The sequence below is a fragment of the Pontibacter sp. YIM B11418 genome (assembly GCF_059278805.1).
The window spans coordinates 411,165-429,503 of record NZ_JCAEMH010000003.1; the positions used below are offsets into that span (position 1 = coordinate 411,165).

Sequence of the window (18,339 nt, forward strand, 5' to 3'; positions counted from 1 at the left end):
GTGCCATGGCCAATTTTGTATTCAGGCGGCTACTCCTGGCTATCCCTACACTTTGGTTCATTGCATCTGCCATCTTTTTGTTGAGCAAGCTGATGCCCGGCGCATTTGGGAGCGCCTACCTGGCACAGCAAGAAGCCGGCTATTACAGCCGCAGCGATGCCGCCTCGCGCGACCACAGCTACCGGCAGTTTTTAAAGACCACCGGGCAGGACCTGCCGCTCTTCTATTTCAGCGTTACATCTGCCGCCTTACCCGACACCCTGCACCGCGTTTTCCCGGAGCGTGACCGTGCCTTCCTCAAAAAACTTTCCTGGCAGTATGGCGATCCGGAAGCATCCGCTCTTTTTTTCCGAAGCCTGAAGACGTTTGAGGCAAGCCTATCTGAGTCGGAGCGCCAAAAGGTGCAGGAACACCTCTTTAGGATCTATAGTCACAAAGACGCTACCGAACTTCAGCAGGCTACGACAGGTATAGCAACACGACTGCCCACGACCAAGCTTTCTCAGAGCCAGATGCTAGAAAACAGTGAACATTTACTGTCGCATTCTCAGGGCTATACCTATCTTCTGCCATCGCTGCAGTGGCATGGCGCTCAAAACCAGTACCAGCGTTGGCTTTCGGGTTTGCTCCAGGGTAGTCTGGGCACTTCGCTACGGGATGGGCGGCCGGTGGCCACAGTACTGGGCGAAGCGATTGGAAACACCTGGTGGCTGCTGTTGGTGAGTATGTTATTTGCCACTCTGCTGGCTATGGAACTGTCCATCCTGATGGTGCGCCGCTCAGGCCGTATCTGGCGCAGCACATTCCTTCCTTCCCTTTTCCTGCTGGATAGCGTTCCGCTCTTTGTGCTGGCCATGCTTCTGCTGGTACTGTTGGCTAATCCGGCTTTTTTACAGCTCTTCCCGGTATACGGTATGGGTTATTACAGTTCCTTCGACCAGAGTTGGGTAGCGCAATTCAGTCAATGGCTGCAGTTTATGGCGCTTCCGATGATCTGCCTGGTGCTGGCTAATTTACCTTACCTCACCAATCAGTTTTACCAGGCGCTGGCGGTGGTGGCTGGCCAGGACTACATCCGCACAGCCCGTGCAAAGGGCCTTTCCGAGCATCGCGTCATTCGCCGTCACATGCTGCGCAACGCCCTGCTTCCTGTTATCACCCTGCTTTCAGATTTTCTGCCTGCCTTGGTCGCGGGGGCCGTTATCATAGAAACTATTTTTGCTATACCTGGCGTGGGCCGGTTGCTCATTGATGCGGTGCTGGCGCGCGACTACCCCGTCATAATGGGCATCGTGGTGATAGTGGCCATATTCAAGTTGTTGTCGCACCTGCTCTCTGACCTGCTATACGCTCTGGCCGATCCACGCATACGTTCGCACGCAGCATGAAAAACCTGTGGCACATAGCGCGTGCATTGTGGCAAACGGCACCGGCCTTCCGACTGGCCTTGCTATACCTTGTGTTGCTGGCAGCTGTCGCTTTGGCGCTGCCTTGGCTCCCGCTTACCTATGGTCCAAACGAACTGGACCTGGAGCAAATCTACCAGGCGCCTTTCGGTTGGAAAACTGAGACGGACAAATCCCGGCACTGGCTTGGGACAGATGGTTTGGGACGTGATGTGCTGTCCAATATACTATATGGCGCCCGCACAGCATTTGCTATCAGTTTGCCTGTCATGACACTAGCCAGCCTGATTGGCCTGACGCTCGGAGCCATGGCAGGGCTTTATGGCAACCGCCGCCTATACCTGAGCCGGGCCCTGCTGGCGGCTTTGCTCTTCGCATTGTTACCTTTCGCCTATTACGGCCTCTACCTCCCGACTTTACTCTTCAGTCAGGGCGCCGACTACGCTGATTTCTTCCTGACAGGTATAGCAGCTGTCTTACTCAGTCTGCTAGTGGTACTCACCTTAACGCCACTTTTCAAACGACTCACATTCCTCCATAAAAAGACTCCATTCCCAACTGACGAACTGCTGCTAAGGTTGATTGAAGTGCAGACAAGTATTCCGAGGCTTGTGCTAATACTTGTGTTGGCAGCCATCGTACCTCCTACTCTGCTGGCTTTGTCTATCTTGCTGGTGCTTACCTTCTGGACGGGAACGGCGCGCCTGGCGAGGGCGGAAATGCTGCGCATCAGGGAACTGCCCTTTTTTGAGGCTGCGACCAGCCTGGGGTATACGCAAAGACGCCTCCTGGTTCGCCAAGCGCTTCCGCACCTGCTGGGGCCGGTGCTGGTTGCATTTTCTTTTGGTTTAGCTGGTTTGCTGATGCTGGAGTCGACGCTTTCCTTCCTGAACATTGGCGTGAGCACCGACCTGGTTAGCTGGGGAAGAATGATTGCAGGTATACGCACCAATACGGCTGCCTGGTGGATCGTCGCTATACCTGGTGCCATACTCTCGCTGACCGTGCTGGCCTTGCAGACTGTCAGTTATTATGTGCTGCGTTCTTTACAATATAAAAAGTAATTAACTTTTGTTACCTTTTAGCATATTTCGTCAACACCCCCCTATCGCAGAAGCTGTATAGTCGATTAAAGTCTACCAATCGCTTATATAAAATAATTATTTTATATATAGGCACCATATAATACAAGTTACTTCTTGCAAATATCTTTCCTGTGTTAGGAGAAGGCTTAGCTGTATCATTGTATCAATCTAAACCAAATCACAGCCTGACATATGAAAACCTACGAAAACACAGCGGCCAATCCAACAAAGCACGTTGGTAGCCGCAACTACTTAAAATCAGTGAAGCCCGTTACCCAAAATGAAGAATCGCTTGAGTACTCAACGATTGATGGGGAAGTGATCAATTCGACTTTAGGGACGGATGCGGTAAAGAAAGGAACCGGTCTGTTTATAGGCGAGTATTTTGTAGGTATACTTGACTCACTCTCCTCCGGAGTGAGCAACGTGCCTTACCTACGCTACTAATATCAGCCAACAAGAAAGCTACACCTTGGGAATAGAATAGATAGAATAGTTTAGATTAGAATAAGATTGAATAGATAATATTAGTGTTGGTTGTTTGTGTTTAGATTAGGCATTTGCCCTGCAGTCTCCTGCAGGGCATTTGTTTTTAGAACCTAGCCGAAGGGCTTATACCCAGCCTTTGCGCTCACTGAAGTGATTACACCCAAACTGTGCGCCCGTGATCATCTCAAATCTTCTTGGTTTCTTATCCTCCGGTCCTTCGTGAACCAACGGCAGTACATAAGCCGGCTCCAGTGCATGTTGGCCGGTTAGCTCGTCACACAAACCAAATTCATTGCTTTGAAGTTGTACTTTGTTTTGGTCCTGCTCCCAGTGGTTGCAGTTATTGCATATCGCTTCCATATCTTTATAATTTTAGTCACACATCGTTTTACTCTCCCTTTTTACCTGTCTACACCCACTACAGGTTGCATACAACCACTGTTATTCAGTAATTTAGAATAAGGTTAAACAATGCCTCCCTGCTAAATTTTCAGATTTACTTTGTAGGGTGAGTTGATTGCAGGACAAGATGGAGACTGAAACAAATCTTATCCATCGAAAGCCCGGCTATACCTGAGCCAGGGCCGATCAAGTTGCATAGCAGCGTATTTAGACCGAAATTTGTGGGAAAAGCGCTACATGAAAATCAAACTCATTGCGATCGGCAAAACAGACGAGGCATTTCTGGAGGAAGGTATACAGAAGTATATGAAACGGTTGAAGCACTACCATCCCTTCGAGTTTACGATCATACCTGATGTGAAGCAGGGTGGCAAATTCACGGCTGATAATCTAAAAGAGGCAGAAGGCAAACTGCTGCTGCAAAAGATACAGGATGGCGACCACGTGGTGCTGCTCGACGAGCAGGGCAAGACTTTTACCTCCACTGAGTATGCCCATTTCCTGCAAAAAAAACTCAACTCCGTTACCACCAACCTGGTCTTCATCATCGGAGGTGCCTATGGTTTCTCCCCCGCCATCTATGAGCGGGCAAATGATAAAATCTCACTTTCTAAAATGACATTCTCACACCAAATGGTGCGCCTGTTTTTCGTGGAGCAGCTATACCGTGGATTTACCATTCTGAGGGGCGAGAAGTATCATCATGATTGAGGAACAGTGATGCCTCCTCCTCCAACTCTCCTATCGGTCGAAGAGCCTGTATACGCCAAATATACCCCCAAAACAAAAGAGCCTGCAAGTTATTCACTTACAGGCTCTTTTGGGTTATGCAGCAGAGAGCAAGGGATTCGAACCCTTGATACCCTTTTGGGGTATACACACTTTCCAGGCGTGCTCCTTCGACCACTCGGACAGCTCTCTATTATGGGTGCAAATATACGCCAATAACTTACACTATCGCAAATTTTTACAGCCCTATACCTTATAAATATATTGCGCCTGCTAAATGCTGATCTCTCCGCGCAGGTTACTGGCAAGCAGCTCACGGGTTTGCGTTACCGGCAGGCCGAGCCCCAGCACAAACATTAATTTTGTAATGGCTGCCTCGGTCGTGATATCATCGCCCCCGATCACGCCCATGTTGAGCAGGAACTTGCTGGTTTCGTAACGCCCCTGGTCCACCCTGCCCTCGTCGCACTGCGATACGTTCAGAATATAAATCCCTCTTGACAGGGCATCCTGCAGCATCTCAAGCAGCCAACCCGCTGTGGGGGCATTGCCTGCGCCAAATGTTTCGAGCACGATCCCGCACAGTCCCGGTGTTTCCAGCATGCTGCGTATCACCTGCGGCGTTATGCCAGGAAAGAGCTTCAGGATAGCCACATTGTCATCCAGTTGCTGGTTCACGTGCAGTGGTTTTTCCGAATGCGGCAAAATAGCATTTTCATAAAAATCGATGCTGATGCCCGCTTTGGCCAGGAGCGGATAGTTTTCCGATTTAAAAGCATTGAAATGGCGGCTCTCTACTTTCTTTGCCCGGTTGCCCCTGATCAGGAGGTTATGGAAATAAACACAAACTTCTGGCACGACACTCTTCCCATTGATCTTGGTAGCTGCTATTTGTAAGGCAGAGATCAGGTTGGCGCGGGCATCGGTGCGAGTACGGCCGATCGGCACCTGGGCACCGGTAAAGATGACGGGCTTATCCAGATTCTCGAGCAGGTAGCTGAGGGCAGAAGCGCTGTAGGCCATGGTGTCGGTGCCGTGCAGCACAACAAAGCCATCATAGTCGGCGTAATTGTCGCGTATCAGGTTAGCCAGCATCAGCCAGTCACTGGGCGCCACGTTAGAGGAATCGATGGCCGGTTCAATACTCAGCACAGTCAGCAAATACTTAAAGTTGCTCAGTTCGGGCACCTTCTCCAATATCTGACTGAAGTTGAAAGGCACCAAGCTGTGCTTTTCATCATATACCATACCTACCGTGCCCCCGGTATAAATGATCAGAATGGAGGCGTCTGAGTGCGCAGGTGCGGCGGTGTCGATGTTGGTTTTGACTACGTTCATCGCTTAGATTTTGAAGAGGTTGAGGGCATTACGGGTAGTGGCGGCGGCTACTTCTTCCACTGGTTTTTGCATCAGTGCGGCCACGCGGCGTGCCACCAAAGGCAGGTATGCGGGCTCGTTGCGTTTGCCCCGGTGCGGTACGGGCGCCAGGTAGGGGCAGTCCGTTTCAAGTACCAGATCATCCAGACTAACATGCGGCAGCACTATGTCCAGGCCGCCGTTCTTAAAAGTGGCCACACCGCCTATACCCATCAGAAAACCGAGTTCCTTTACTTTAGTCGCTTGCTCCACCGTGCCGGAAAAGCAATGGAATATACCTTTCAAACTGCCATCCTGTGCATCCGCGATGATATCGTACGTTTCGTCAAAGGAGTCGCGGGTGTGGAGCACGATGGGCAGTTGGTGCTTTTTAGCCAGTTCAACCTGCACTTTCAGGGCCTCTTGCTGTTGTGGCAGAAAAGTTTTGTCCCAGTACAGGTCAATGCCGCACTCGCCCACTGCCGCAAACTGTCGCTTGTTCAGCCATTCTTCCACCAGGTATAGCTCCTGCTCAAAATCCTTATTCACCGAGGTCGGGTGCAGGCCCATCATCGCGATGCATTGATCAGGGTGCTTCTCTTCTGTTTCCAGCATCACATCGATGGAGGTATGATCAATGTTGGGCATGTAGATTTTCTCTACGCCGGCTTCGAGTGCCCTTGCTACAGCCTCGTCACGGTCCTGTTGAAACTTCTCTGAATAGATATGTGCGTGCGAATCAATTAAAGTCATGTGCGTTGTTTTGGATCAAATATCTCCGTGCAAAGGTCCGAACTAATGGCTAAGGCTGCAAGTACTACAGTGTATCACCTCTTACTCTTATATGGCAGGATTTGCTGGTTGTATTGTTAATTGTGCATGATCGCTGCTCGGTGCACGATTCGGACAGGTCGCGACCTGTCCCTACGATTAAACGACAGTGCTACGTGACTTCTTTACATTAGGGGGAGGGCTGCTACTGCTGAATTCTCAAACTCCTAATACCTCCTCCCCTTCCACTTCACTTTTGTCGGCAGGAAGAAGTAAAGGATCAGGACGAAAGTAGTCACCAGCAGGTATAGCTCAAAGGCAATGTACTGCCACCAGGAGGCGCTGCGGTGGAGTCGTTTCAGGCAGATGTGCATGAAAACGCTTTGGAGCAGCAACTTGACGACCGCAATGCTGAGCGCTATACCTAGGGAGGCCTTAAAAAAGAAAGGAATCAGTACAGGATAATAGGCTGAGTGCAGCACAAACAGCGCGAACATAAACTTGGGCATGAAGACCGAACCCCGCATCCAGCGCTTGCGCTGCTCCAGCAGTGCGCCGTAACCGGGGGCAGGCGCTGACCACGCGAGCACCTTACTATTATACAGATTGCGGAAGCCATAGCCACGCTTGAGTATCTGGTTGAAAATGGCAATGTCTTCTGTAATCGAAAAAGGGATGCTTTCAAAACCACCCACGTCTTCGTATGCTTTGCGGGTGAGCAGCATGTTGTTGCCCATGGTTGTGACCGGCATGTTCAAGTCGCTGAACACCTGCATCAGGCCAATAGAGAACAGCCAGTCCATCCGCTGCATCTTATCGAACAGTCGGTTACCATTCACCGTGGTCAGTCCCGTCACAACGCCTACCTTTTCATCCAGTCCTGCCAGCATGGCCTTTATCCAGGTAGGCGGCACTTCTATATCGGCATCGGTGAAGAGGAAAATGTCGGAAGTTGCTTTATGGGCCAACTGCGCCAGCACATTGGCTTTGCCCTTGGCCTGACCTAGCGTGCCGATAATGGGCAGGCAGGTATAGCCGGGCTTGTCCTGGATGAAGGCTTCTAACAGGGCGCGGGTGCGGTCAGTGGAATCATCGTCACCAATCAGCACCTCAATTTTTTCAGCTGGGTAATCGAGTGCGGCAATGGCCTGCAGACAAGCCAGGATGTTAGCTTCTTCGTTACGGGCCGCGATAAGAATTGTGACATTAGGCAGGTTGGTAACCTTTGCCGTATTGCGCCTGCGGTTAAAGAGTAGCAGCAACAGAAGCGCTGTAAATACTATAAAATACAGGATGAAGTAGGCGACAGATACCATCATAGGGTCCGGAAGGTATAGCCCTGTGCGGTGAAGTGTTCTAAGAAACGGGGTAAGGCATATTGCATGTTTCGCTGGGCCTTCAGGCTGTCGTGGAATACGATGATGCTGCCGCTTTGGGTACAACGGATGGCTTCGCGCAGGCATTTTTTGGGGCTGAGCGAACGGTCGTAATCGTTGGTGAGCACATCCCACATTACCAATTCATAATCGGGACGAAGGGCCGCTGCCTGTTTTAAGGAAATGCGGCCGTAGGGAGGTCGGAACAATTTAGGATGTGCTGCATCAGAATTAATCCTCTCGAGCTCCCGCTGACACTGCTGCACGTTTTCAAGATAATACTCCAGTGAGGTTTCCCAGCCTCGCAGGTGGTTGTGCGTATGATTCGCCAGCCTGTGGCCCTGTTTTAAAATCTGCTTTGCTATACCTTGATGCTTCACCAGATTATCACCCACCGCAAAAAAAGTCGCTTTAGCCTTGTAGTGTTCCAATTGCTCCAGCACCCAGGGCGTCACCTCCGGTATGGGCCCATCGTCGAAAGTCAGGTATAGCACCTTGCCCTGTTCTTCCCTCAGCCAGGTATAGCCAGGCAATATTCTGCGAAGCAAGGCGGGAGTCTTGTAAAGGCGGAGCAATTTTAATTATTAAATTGTTGATGGTTAAATTGTTGAATGGCTACTTACAGGCTATTCATTTGAAATTCAACGCTCTGCTAATAAGTAGCTTTCCTGTATTCTTGAAAAACAATTTAGCAATTTAGCAATTTAACCATCAATCCTACTTAAACCTGCACGACAGGAGCGTGATGTCGTCGTTAAAGGTAGACTCTTCGTTGTAGAGGTTGATGGCGTTGAGCAGTTGCAGGTGCAGCATCTTCGAGCTCAGGAAACGGTTCTTCTGCAGGAATTTAATCGTCCCTTCTATACCGAACTCCGATTCGTCTTCATCAAATACCTCGGTCAGGCCGTCGGTATAGCAGAGTATGATGGCATCATGTGGCACATGGATCTTGCCTACGTTCATGAAAGGCAGTACATCGAACACGCCCAGCATGGTGCAGCCATCGTTGAGCAGGTCATGGGTATCGTTTTCGTATAGTAGAACTGGGGCGTTGTGGCCGGCGTTTACATAACTCAGCTCCCGCGTGCTGCGGTTGAAGATAGCGACAAAAGTGGTGATGAATTTTTCGGCGATCGCATTGCGGTAGATCAGGTGGTTGAGTTCCGACACCACAGTATTCAGGTCAGCCGTCTGCCGCAAAATGGTGCGCAAACCGGCCTGGAAGTTCGACATCAGCAGCGAGGCCGGCACCCCCTTGCCTGACACGTCGGCTACGCAAAAAAGAAACTGGTCTTTGTCGATCTCAATAAAATCGTAGTAGTCGCCGCCGATGGATGAGTGCGGAATATAGCTCGCGTGAATGGCCACGTCCTTGTCATTAGGCAGGCTTTTTGGGAACAGCATGGACTGCACCTCGCGGGCAATTTCGATCTCCTTGCGGATAGACTCCTGCGCCAAACGCTGGCGTGCCATGCGGTGGTTTTCGATGGCCACGAGCATGATATTACTTACCGTCTGCACAAAGTTGAGCGCCTCGATATTGGTGTAGTAAGGCAGGTTTTTGCCGATCATCACAAAAGCGAGCACTTTGCCATTGTGCAGAATCGGGATCACGATCTCGAAATTACGCCACTTCTTGTCAACGCTCAGCTTGGACATGCGGGTAATTTCCTTGAGCTCGAGAATTGCTTCGGGAAGGTGTTGCTTGGCGGGCTCCAGGTCGGTGCCGTAGCTCACTTTGCAGTCCCACTTCTCGTCGTGCACAAACAACGCCAGACGATTGATCTGCAGCTGGGCGATCAGCGTGAAGCGGTATATTTTGTAGAGCGCTTCTTCGGGCAGGTTGTCGTTAATCGCCTGCGTGATTTCCAACAGGGCCGATAATTCCAGCTTTTTGAGGTTTAACTCTTGCTGTATGTTCGGAGCAACTATATCAGGCATTCAGTTTCATAGGTTAGGTTGGCGAAAAATCCGCACGTGGGGACCCTCCTGCCAGTTATACCTGTCACGCAGGTATAGACCGGGTAAATTTACAAAAAATCAACCGCATTCTCTGCCAAACCCTCCAAATCCTTTCAAATAATCCGTATTCGTCCCGTACGTTTACATGCAACTACGTAGCCAAGGCATTTGTTTAGAATTGCTTCGGGAAATACTTGTGTCAGATGGAATTATGCACCACAAGGCCGGCTTTGGTGGCCAGGTAGTAGTAGTGCTGGCATTGTTTCCCAAAGGCAGTTTCATCGTACTCGTGCTCCGTATCCGGGTCCGGGTATAAGATCCGGATATAGCCTTTGGCAATCAGGTTGCGCAGGGCCGTGCAGAGTTCTTCGTCAGTCAGGGCGCTGGTGCTTTTGAGGTCAGCGTAGGACGTCACAAAATAGAGTTCGTCCATGATGGCAAATTCATTCTCAGTCATGATTATGGATGGTTCGGCCTTTCCAGGTATAGCGACCTGAAAGACCCATGATAGCGGTATATAGTACGTAAGGAATGTAAACTAGCTGCAGCGGAAGCATATAAAACAGATAATACTGCTTCTGCATGAAAGTCAGCACGCGGTTTAAGAACAGGAAATCGATCAGGAATTTGACTGCGTAAGCTGCCAGAAAAACCAAAGGCGAAATCCAGTTCAGCAGCACGGCAGGTATAGCCAGGAAAAGAAAAAGGTTGACGGCAAAAACACGCAGGGCCACCAGCTTAACCGATAGGCTTTGGTAGCTCCGCCACTTGCTAGCCCAGCGCACTCGCTGTGCAATAAAACTGCGCACGGTTTTGCGTGCTTCGGTATACACGATGGCTCCGGGGTGCTTCAGAAATGCGATGCGCTCTAGGTATAGCTGACTTACTTTGTGCAGCAGAAATTCATCGTCGCCGCTGGCTATACCTTCGTTTCCGGCAAAACCGCCCACCTCCTCAAACACAGCGCGGGTGTATGCCAGGTTGGCGCCATTGCACATGTTCGGTTGCCGCAGGCCGATAGATGCGCCCCCCACTCCGATCAGCGAAGCAAACTCGACCAACTGCATGCGCTCCAACATGGTATGAGTATGGTGAAAACAGACAGGACCCGAGATAAAGATAGCCTGCTGCGATTGGAAGGTATAGGCGAAGTGCAACAGCCAGTCAGGTTGCACCCGACAGTCGCCATCGGTAAAAGCCAGCAATTCGCCACCGGCCACTGCTATACCTTGTTTGATGGCGGCTTTCTTGCCGGTCGTTTCCACATGATCTTTGAGCCGGATCAGCCGCAGGCGGAGCCGGGTGTCAGGTATAAAACGCTGCACGAGTTGGTCGGTGCCGTCGTCTGAGTGGTCGTCTACTACCAGCACCTCAAAGAGCTCAGCCGGATAGTTTTGTTTTTCCAGATCCTGCAGCAGAGTAAGAATACGCCCTGCTTCGTTCCGGACGGGAATGATGACGGTGATGTTGGTGGCAGGTATAAACCCGGCAGCTATAGCAGGTATAGGGAGGCGATTCCAGGCGGACAAATAACGCAGAATGACCCAGCCATAGGCAAGCAGCGACAGCAGAAGCAGCACCATGAACATCAGGCGCTCCCTCCTCTCTTGCCCATCTTCAGGCGCAACACAAAGAACAAACCGACCGCGCTTGGCACCACGATGTTGAGCAACCAAAGACTCAGGCTAGCACTCAGCACCTGCAGACGCTCCTGCCCGAGTAACCCAAACACATACATGGCCGACAGCTCCCGCATACCCAGATCTGACAGCAGCGACACCGAAGGCACCACCGACTTCAGAAAGAATGTAGTAGACACGCCACTGATGTATTCCACAGGACTCAGCCGTACTTCAAACAAAACGAGCAGGAGAACAAACTGTAGCAGAAACACAAAATAGCGCAAGAGAGAGAGCAGCAGCACCCGGTTCATTTCCCCGAAGGTATAGCGCCCCATTATGGCCAGGTATTTTGCCAGTTTGCGCAGCGGTCCTACTGCTGCGACTAAGGCCACCATGGCACGGGCATTAAAGAGCAGTAATAGCATGGTTGCATTCAGCACGAGCAGCAGAAAGAAAATACTAAGGCAGACTCCCGGATACTCCCTCCAGTAAAGCAAAAGAGCAAAGTAGACCAGCCCCAGCGTACCGACCAGCACGGTGGCCACCAACTGACAAAACCTGCCGATGAAAACCGCTCCTATACCTTCCAGGCGCTCCTTACTTTTGAGCTCGAGCACACGGCCGGCGTAGTCGCCCAAACGATTGGGTGTGATGAAGCCGAGCGTGAGCCCTACCATGACCGCACGGAACGCCCGCAGGTATGAAATGTGTTCGAGCTTCTGCCCTAGGATTTGCCATTTCCAGGCCTCCAGTCCCCAGTTGACAGGTATGAGCAGCGCACTTAAGATCAGTAGAAAAGTATAATTGCTTTGACGGGCGGATTGCAGTATGGATTGCCAGGAGAGCAGCGTGTCGGGTGCCGTAAAGATGGCCAAGTACAAAAAATAGAAGGTGAGCAGCACCACGACAACTTTGCCGGAAACTAAAAGGAACCTTCTGTTGCTGGTAATGTTCAAGATATTGTCTTAAATTGCGGCTCTTATGGTTTACTCTCCTGCCCTCCCACCCAACAAATTGATTCTTGGCATCGACCCCGGCACGCAAGTCATGGGCTATGGCCTGATTGAAGTGACAGGATCAAAGGTAAAGGTAGTGCAGTATGGCGTTATTCACCTCAAAAGCTACAGCAACCACGCCATCAAGTTAAAGAAAATTTTTGACCGCATGATACAGCTCATCGACGAATACTTGCCCGACGAGCTGGCCATCGAGTCGCCCTTCTTTGGCGTGAACGTACAGAGTATGCTCAAACTTGGTCGCGCACAGGGAGTTGCCATCGCCGCCGCCCTTTCCCGCGATATCCCTTATGTTGAGTATGCCCCTAAGAAAGTTAAGCAGTCCGTGACCGGAAATGGCAATGCCTCCAAAGAGCAGGTGGCCGCCATGCTGGTGCAGATCCTCAAAATACAGCCCGACCCAAAGATGTTCGATGCCACTGACGCCCTGTCCGTGGCTCTCTGCCACCACTACCAGAAAGGTAATAACGCCAAAAAAGGCACCAACTCCTGGAAAGCCTTCCTGACCGACAATCCTGAGAGAAAGTTGTAGAAGATTGGGGTTTAGGAGTTTAAGGATTGGGGAAGTTAGAAAGCTGTGATGTAGCGACGTTACAGCGTAACCTCGATTCTGCGGATATACCAATCTGACCGTTCCCAATCTAGATACTCTTAATGCTCTTTCGGGCATCCATGTCTGGAAGTATTTCTGCAGGGACATCCTTGTCTCCGTATACCTGCAAAACCTACGCACGGGGATTAGGAAATCCCCGACAGTCAGCTTCGGGATTGAGAAATCCCGAAGAGCATTGTAGCAGAGCATTTTCAGGATATAACCACACGATGCGGACAGGTCACTACCTGTCCGCATCGTGTACACAACAATTCAACCATTAACAATTTAACCCTTCAACTCCTCAACCCTCACCAAAAGAAAGGCCAGATCAACCGTACACCGGACAATCAGCAATTCAACATCCCCATCAACTATCCTTCAATAAGTATAAGCTTTTGAAAATATTTCGCAGTTTTGTAAAAAATCGCATCTATCTTTCGTAAGGCTTATAAGTTTGCCTGATTTCCTTCCGAAACCCGACTAAAATCAGCCTGTAGCAAGGTATAGGTTTTGCCAAAAGACAAAGTTTAAACATGTTTTTGCTGGTGCGGTTAAATTTAGCGTCAGGCATATTATTAAATTTGAGTTATTTTTGCCGCTGCTTTGTCAAAGGCAAGTGTATAGGTGAATCCTAAACAGCATAAATGGATTTAGACAAAAATAAACCGGGAGCTGCTCCAGCCCGGCGCAGGTATGTAACGACACGCAGGCTCGACAGGATTTTTGTTGAGTTAGCGAAAGTGTACCGTTTCAATGCGCGGTTTTTTAAGGAGGTGTGGTTTCCGCCTTACGAGTTTAGAGAGATTATCAAGCAGTGCTATGAAATCGGTGTGCGCTCTCTGCCGCTGATCTCGCTCACTGGTTTTATCATCGGTATTGTATTTACGAACCAGTCACGCCCCTCGCTGGCCGATTTTGGTGCCACCTCGCTCCTGCCCGCCCTTATTTCCGTAGCCATCATCCGGGCCATCGGTCCACTGGTGACAGCGCTTATTGCAGCAGGCCGGGTCGGCTCCGCCATCGGTGCCGAGCTGGGCTCCATGCGTGTGACCGAGCAGATCGATGCTATGGAAGTGTCGGCCACCAACCCTTTTAAATTTCTGGTGGTCACCCGGGTGCTGGCATCAACGCTGATGATCCCGGCCTTAACGATGTTTACCACGCTTGTGTCGCTGTTGGGCGGTTACCTGAACGTGCACCAGAATGAACTTACCTCCCTGAGCGTCTTCTTTTACCAGGTTTTTGACGCCATCACCTTTCTGGACATCATCGCCTCGTCGGTAAAGTCTGTCATCTTTGGTTTCACCATCGGCATGGTGGGGTGCTACAAAGGGTATAATTCTTCTAAGGGTACAGAAGGTGTAGGCAAGGCGGCCAACTCATCGGTGGTAACGGCCATGTTCCTTATCTTTATTGAAGAGCTGCTCATCATGCAGGTTATTAACACAATCAGAGCTTTTTAATGGAGGCAAAACAAATAAACCCCAACATCGATAGGAGCGAGAAAGTGATTTCTATCCGGGGCCTCAAAAAAGCATTCGACGATTTTGAGGTACTCAGAGGTGTGGACCTTGATCTCTATAAAGGAGAAAACCTGGTGGTGCTCGGCCGCTCCGGTACAGGCAAGTCCGTTTTGATCAAAATCATATCAGGTTTGCTGCAGGCAGACGAAGGAACGGTCAACGTTTTGGGCAAAGAAGTTAGCGGTCTCAAACCACGGGAGATGGATGCACTTCGGCTCAAGATCGGTTTTTCGTTTCAGAACAGCGCCCTGTACGACAGTATGACCGTGCGCGAGAACCTTGAGTTTCCGCTGGAGCGGCACGCGAAGCACATGACTGAAGCCGAACGGGAAAACACGATCCAGTATGTGCTGGAGGCCGTGGGGCTTTCGCAGGCCATTAACCAGATGCCTTCTGAACTGTCCGGTGGCCAGCGCAAACGAATCGGTATTGCCCGCACCCTGATCCTCAAACCGGATATTATGCTCTATGACGAGCCCACTGCTGGCCTCGACCCCATTACGTGTATCGAGATCAACAGCCTGATAAATGAAGTGCAGGAGAAATTCAATACTTCCTCCATCATCATTACCCACGACCTAACCTGTGCCCGCGCCGTAGGAGACAGAATAGTGATGCTGCTCGACGGACAATTCCAACGGGAAGGCACATTCGAAGAGGTGTTCGACAGCAATGACGAACGCGTACAATCTTTTTATAACTACAACTTTATAGACTAGATGAGTTCTGCAGATAATAAACGCACTGTTATTGTTGGTATCTTCACTTTCCTGGCGATCGTGATTCTGGTGGCTGGTATTTTTATGCTGGCCGGTCAGCAAAAGCGCCTGATCAATACGGTAACGCTTACCGCTATTTTTGATGATGTAGCCGGATTGCGAACCGGCAACAATGTTTGGTTTTCGGGTGTGAAGATCGGCACGATCAAGTCCATCAACCTCTATGGCGACTCGCAGGTAGAGGTGGTCATGAACGTTGAGGAGAAGGTGCAGCAGTTCATCCGCAAAAATGCCTCGGCCCGCATCAGCTCCGAGAGCTTTATTGGCAACAAGAACATCGTGATTGACGGAGGCACCCAGGCTGCCGCTCCTATCGAAGATGGCGACAGAATAACAGCCATAAGCCCGCTCAATACAGATGACCTGATGGAAAAGCTGCAACAGAACAACGAGAACTTGGTAGCGATCACCGGTGATTTTAAGCAGCTTACCTCCCGCCTGGTGAAAGGCGAAGGAACCGTAGGTGCCCTGCTGACCGACACGACCATGGCCCAGAACTTCCGTGGTGTGGTAGCTAACCTGCAGCGCACTTCCGAAAGCACCGTCAATGCCTCACGCTCACTCACTGCCTTCACCAATAAACTCAACTCCCCTGACGGCCTGGCAAACCAACTGGTAACTGACAAAGAGGTGTTCCAGCAGCTGAAAAACTCGATGACGCAACTGGAAGAGGCCACCGCTTCAACCTCTGAAATAACGGAGAATCTGCGTACGGCTACCACTCAGCTCAACAACAGCAATAGTGCGGTAGGTGTGCTCCTCAATGACCAGAAATTTGCCCGCCAGTTGCAGAGCACCATGCAAAACCTGGAGACGGGCACTGAAAAGCTCGATCAGAATATGGAGGCCCTGCAAAACAACTTCCTACTGAGAGGTTTCTTTAAACGACAGGCAAAGGAAGAAGCCAAGCAGAAGGAGCAACAACAAAACCAGCCGGCACCAAAGCAGGTACAACCAAAAGACACAACGCAACTGGAGTTTAAGCCTTCTATCCTGATAGAGAATTAAGCATAAAAAAGGGCGAATCCGAAAGATTCGCCCTTTTTTGTAGGACTTGAAGATATAGCTATACCTTAAGAAGCCGCATACTCCTTCCGGATCTTTTCGGCAACTTCCTCAAATTCTTCTTTACTGAACTGCTGCTTGTTGGCAAAGTTCATGTCTGCCATCTTGTTGAGTGGGATCAGGTGCACATGCGCATGAGGCACTTCCAGGCCTACCACTGCTATACCTATGCGCTTGCAAGGAACGGCCTTCTCTATGGCAGCCGCCACTTTTTTAGTAAAGGCCATCAGGCCCAGGTATAGTGCATCGTCCAGGTCGAACAGGTAGTCAATCTGCTGCTTGGGTATAACTAAGGTATGGCCCTTTGTTGTCGGAAACACGTCCAGAAAGGCCAGGTAGCGATCATCCTCCGCTATTTTGTAAGCGGGGATCTCGCCTTTTACAATTTTAGTGAAGATAGATGGCTCCATAAGCTTAGCGACTGATTTCCAGTATTTCGAACTCGATCTTGCCGGCCGGTACGGTTATCTCGGCTTTTTCACCAACCGACTTGCCCAACAGGCCTTTCCCGATCGGAGACTTCACGGAAATCTTGCCGGAGGCCAGGTCAGCCTCTTCCTCCGCCACCAGGGTATAGTCCATCACCATGTTGTTTTTCAGATTCTTGATCTTCACCTTCGAGAGGATCAGCGCCTTACTCATGTCCAGGTTCGACTCGTCTATCAGACGGGCGTTGCCAACTACTTCTTCCAGCTTTGCAATTTTCAGTTCCAAGTGACCCTGTGCGTCCTTGGCTGCGTCATACTCAGCGTTCTCACTCAGGTCGCCCTTATCGCGTGCTTCTGCTAACTGACGCGCTACTTCCGAGCGACCTTTTGTTTTCAGCTCGTGTAACTCTTCCTTTAGCTTCTGTAAACCTTCAGCGGTGTAATACGAAATGTTGCTCATAATACTGTCTTCATGTTTTAAAACACAAAAACAAAAAGAACGGCTATGTCAAACATAACCGTTCTTTTTGCCTAATATGTAATTGATTTATTTTCTCTTTTCAGCCAGCCTGCATCAAAACAAGCCGGTGGTTATGGGTAAGCCACATGCGCACGGGCTTCCCCCGGTGGCACTGATTTGAGCAAATATACAAATTTATTTTAATACAAAATTTTTCGGCGATACTTATTTGTCGGCACCAAAAACACTTGTTTCAGGCGCCTGTATCACTTATATACGTAAACGCACCGACGTAGGCCGGGCCCTAATCGGGTATTCTTACGATATCTTGCCTGACTCCTGCAGGGCCTGTATTTTCTGCACCAGCACCTCATTTATCTTGACATACGACTCATGGGTCCACCCCGCAATATGGGGGGTGAGCAACACATTTTCAGCTGATTTCAGGTAGTCGAAATTCCGGTTTTGCTCCTCCGTCAGGCTGTGCAGTTTCTCGTTTTCGAGTACATCCAGAGCAGCCCCTTTCAGCTTGCCGGTCTGCAGGTGCTGAACGAGGGCCGACTGGTCCACCACCTCTCCTCTTGAGGTGTTCATGAACCAGGTCTGCTTTTGAAAACTCTGAAAGAAGGCATCATCTGCAAAGGCCCGATTTTCCGATATATAAGGTATATGCAGGCTCACAATATCAGCCTCTGCCTGCAATTCCTCCAGCGACACAGCTTCAGCCGGTGCTGAGATTTTCTCAGGAGCGAACCGGTCGTATGCCAGGATGCGGCAGCCGAAACCACTAAGCACACGGGCAAAGCTTTGCCCCATATTCCCGTAGCCGATAATGCCCACCGTTTTGCCGCCGATCTCCTCACCTCTGTTTTCTTCGCGTAGCCATACCTTGTCGCGCACCTGCCGGTCGCCCCGTGAGATATTGCGCATCAGACTGAGCAGCATCCCTAACGCATGCTCGCCCACTGCCTGCCGGTTTCCCTCGTTGGCTCCGAAAAGTGCTATACCTCTCTCCTGCAATGCTTCCGCATCAATATTGTCCAGTCCCGCCCCAGCTCTACCCACGAACCTGAGTTTGTCAGCCAGTTTGATGGTCTCGGCCGTAATGCGCATTTTACTCCGCACAATCAACCCATCAAAACCAACAAGTGCCTCGCATACCTCGATCGGCTTGATATCCGGACGGTAGTCATAGTCTATACCTATACCTTCTAGCATCGGAAATAGGCTAGCGTGTACTTCTTCGATGATCAGGATACGTGGTTTCGCCATATT

General features: G+C 50.3%; 20 protein-coding genes and 1 tRNA gene. 8 read left to right on the top strand and 13 right to left on the bottom strand.

Annotated features, from left to right (window positions below; genetic code table 11):
• Positions 1–5 precede the first annotated feature (5 nt).
• The 3 genes from AC4QZR_RS09480 (at position 6) to AC4QZR_RS09490 (ending at position 2,938) form a co-directional block, all read left to right on the top strand.
• Entirely contained in the window at positions 6–1,388 is a 1,383-nt protein-coding gene (locus tag AC4QZR_RS09480) for an ABC transporter permease (RefSeq protein WP_494480690.1), read from the top strand.
• Entirely contained in the window at positions 1,385–2,470 is a 1,086-nt protein-coding gene (locus tag AC4QZR_RS09485; protein WP_494480691.1) for an ABC transporter permease, read from the top strand. Before AC4QZR_RS09480 ends, AC4QZR_RS09485 begins: the two co-directional genes overlap by 4 nt.
• Positions 2,471–2,683: 213 nt before the next feature.
• The gene (locus tag AC4QZR_RS09490; protein ID WP_494480692.1) at positions 2,684–2,938 is read left to right on the top strand and encodes a hypothetical protein; all 255 of its coding nucleotides are present in this window, start codon (positions 2,684–2,686) and stop codon (positions 2,936–2,938) included.
• Positions 2,939–3,103: 165 nt separating this feature from the next.
• Here the strand turns inward: AC4QZR_RS09490 and AC4QZR_RS09495 are convergent, their stop codons facing one another.
• Entirely contained in the window at positions 3,104–3,340 is a 237-nt protein-coding gene (locus AC4QZR_RS09495) for a hypothetical protein (protein WP_188499802.1), read from the bottom strand.
• 279 nt (positions 3,341–3,619) lie between these two features.
• On the opposite strand from AC4QZR_RS09495, the gene rlmH reads away from it, so the two are divergent.
• Positions 3,620–4,093: a 23S rRNA (pseudouridine(1915)-N(3))-methyltransferase RlmH gene (rlmH, locus tag AC4QZR_RS09500; protein ID WP_494480693.1), complete on the top strand. Its 474-nt coding sequence runs from the start codon at positions 3,620–3,622 to the stop codon at positions 4,091–4,093.
• A 122-nt stretch (positions 4,094–4,215) separates the two neighbouring features.
• Here rlmH and AC4QZR_RS09505 read toward each other — a convergent pair.
• The 9 genes from AC4QZR_RS09505 to AC4QZR_RS09545 all read right to left on the bottom strand — a co-directional run bounded on the left by AC4QZR_RS09505 (position 4,216) and on the right by AC4QZR_RS09545 (position 12,154).
• Positions 4,216–4,303 (bottom strand) — tRNA-Ser (locus AC4QZR_RS09505).
• Positions 4,304–4,384: 81 nt separating this feature from the next.
• Positions 4,385–5,449, bottom strand: a complete 1,065-nt coding sequence (locus AC4QZR_RS09510; RefSeq protein ID WP_494480694.1) for an asparaginase — start codon at positions 5,447–5,449, stop codon at positions 4,385–4,387.
• 3 nt (positions 5,450–5,452) lie between these two features.
• The gene (locus AC4QZR_RS09515) at positions 5,453–6,220 is read right to left on the bottom strand and encodes a TatD family hydrolase (RefSeq protein WP_494480695.1); all 768 of its coding nucleotides are present in this window, start codon (positions 6,218–6,220) and stop codon (positions 5,453–5,455) included.
• Between the two features lie 245 nt (positions 6,221–6,465).
• Complete coding sequence (locus tag AC4QZR_RS09520; protein ID WP_494480696.1) at positions 6,466–7,557, bottom strand: glycosyltransferase; 1,092 nt, start codon at positions 7,555–7,557, stop codon at positions 6,466–6,468.
• The gene (locus tag AC4QZR_RS09525; protein ID WP_494480697.1) at positions 7,554–8,162 is read right to left on the bottom strand and encodes a polysaccharide deacetylase family protein; all 609 of its coding nucleotides are present in this window, start codon (positions 8,160–8,162) and stop codon (positions 7,554–7,556) included. The genes AC4QZR_RS09520 and AC4QZR_RS09525 overlap by 4 nt, the downstream gene beginning before the upstream one ends.
• 169 nt (positions 8,163–8,331) lie before the next feature.
• Complete coding sequence (locus AC4QZR_RS09530; RefSeq protein ID WP_494480698.1) at positions 8,332–9,555, bottom strand: PP2C family protein-serine/threonine phosphatase; 1,224 nt, start codon at positions 9,553–9,555, stop codon at positions 8,332–8,334.
• A gap of 220 nt (positions 9,556–9,775) precedes the next feature.
• Positions 9,776–10,033, bottom strand: a complete 258-nt coding sequence (locus AC4QZR_RS09535) for a hypothetical protein (protein ID WP_494480699.1) — start codon at positions 10,031–10,033, stop codon at positions 9,776–9,778.
• Positions 10,026–11,159, bottom strand: a complete 1,134-nt coding sequence (locus AC4QZR_RS09540; protein WP_494480700.1) for a glycosyltransferase — start codon at positions 11,157–11,159, stop codon at positions 10,026–10,028. The genes AC4QZR_RS09535 and AC4QZR_RS09540 overlap by 8 nt, the downstream gene beginning before the upstream one ends.
• A gap of 5 nt (positions 11,160–11,164) precedes the next feature.
• The gene (locus tag AC4QZR_RS09545; protein ID WP_494480701.1) at positions 11,165–12,154 is read right to left on the bottom strand and encodes a lysylphosphatidylglycerol synthase domain-containing protein; all 990 of its coding nucleotides are present in this window, start codon (positions 12,152–12,154) and stop codon (positions 11,165–11,167) included.
• A gap of 25 nt (positions 12,155–12,179) precedes the next feature.
• Between AC4QZR_RS09545 and ruvC the strand changes: the two genes are divergently transcribed.
• From ruvC to AC4QZR_RS09565, 4 genes are all read left to right on the top strand, one after another.
• On the top strand, positions 12,180–12,746 hold the full coding sequence (gene ruvC, locus AC4QZR_RS09550) for a crossover junction endodeoxyribonuclease RuvC (RefSeq protein ID WP_256488675.1): 567 nt from the start codon (positions 12,180–12,182) through the stop codon (positions 12,744–12,746).
• A 707-nt stretch (positions 12,747–13,453) separates the two neighbouring features.
• Complete coding sequence (locus AC4QZR_RS09555) at positions 13,454–14,272, top strand: MlaE family ABC transporter permease (protein ID WP_253406047.1); 819 nt, start codon at positions 13,454–13,456, stop codon at positions 14,270–14,272.
• Positions 14,272–15,051: an ABC transporter ATP-binding protein gene (locus tag AC4QZR_RS09560; protein WP_494480702.1), complete on the top strand. Its 780-nt coding sequence runs from the start codon at positions 14,272–14,274 to the stop codon at positions 15,049–15,051. Before AC4QZR_RS09555 ends, AC4QZR_RS09560 begins: the two co-directional genes overlap by 1 nt.
• Positions 15,052–16,119, top strand: coding sequence for an MlaD family protein (locus AC4QZR_RS09565; RefSeq protein ID WP_494480703.1), 1,068 nt, complete (start codon positions 15,052–15,054; stop codon positions 16,117–16,119). It begins immediately after the preceding gene.
• A 65-nt stretch (positions 16,120–16,184) separates the two neighbouring features.
• On the opposite strand, the gene AC4QZR_RS09570 is transcribed toward AC4QZR_RS09565, so the two are convergent.
• The 3 genes from AC4QZR_RS09570 to AC4QZR_RS09580 all read right to left on the bottom strand — a co-directional run bounded on the left by AC4QZR_RS09570 (position 16,185) and on the right by AC4QZR_RS09580 (position 18,336).
• On the bottom strand, positions 16,185–16,586 hold the full coding sequence (locus AC4QZR_RS09570; RefSeq protein WP_494480704.1) for an HIT family protein: 402 nt from the start codon (positions 16,584–16,586) through the stop codon (positions 16,185–16,187).
• A 4-nt stretch (positions 16,587–16,590) separates the two neighbouring features.
• Positions 16,591–17,064 (bottom strand): transcription elongation factor GreA, encoded by a 474-nt coding sequence (gene greA, locus AC4QZR_RS09575; RefSeq protein WP_188499819.1) that lies wholly within the window; start codon positions 17,062–17,064, stop codon positions 16,591–16,593.
• A gap of 318 nt (positions 17,065–17,382) precedes the next feature.
• Complete coding sequence (locus AC4QZR_RS09580; protein WP_494480705.1) at positions 17,383–18,336, bottom strand: NAD(P)-dependent oxidoreductase; 954 nt, start codon at positions 18,334–18,336, stop codon at positions 17,383–17,385.
• Positions 18,337–18,339 lie beyond the last annotated feature (3 nt).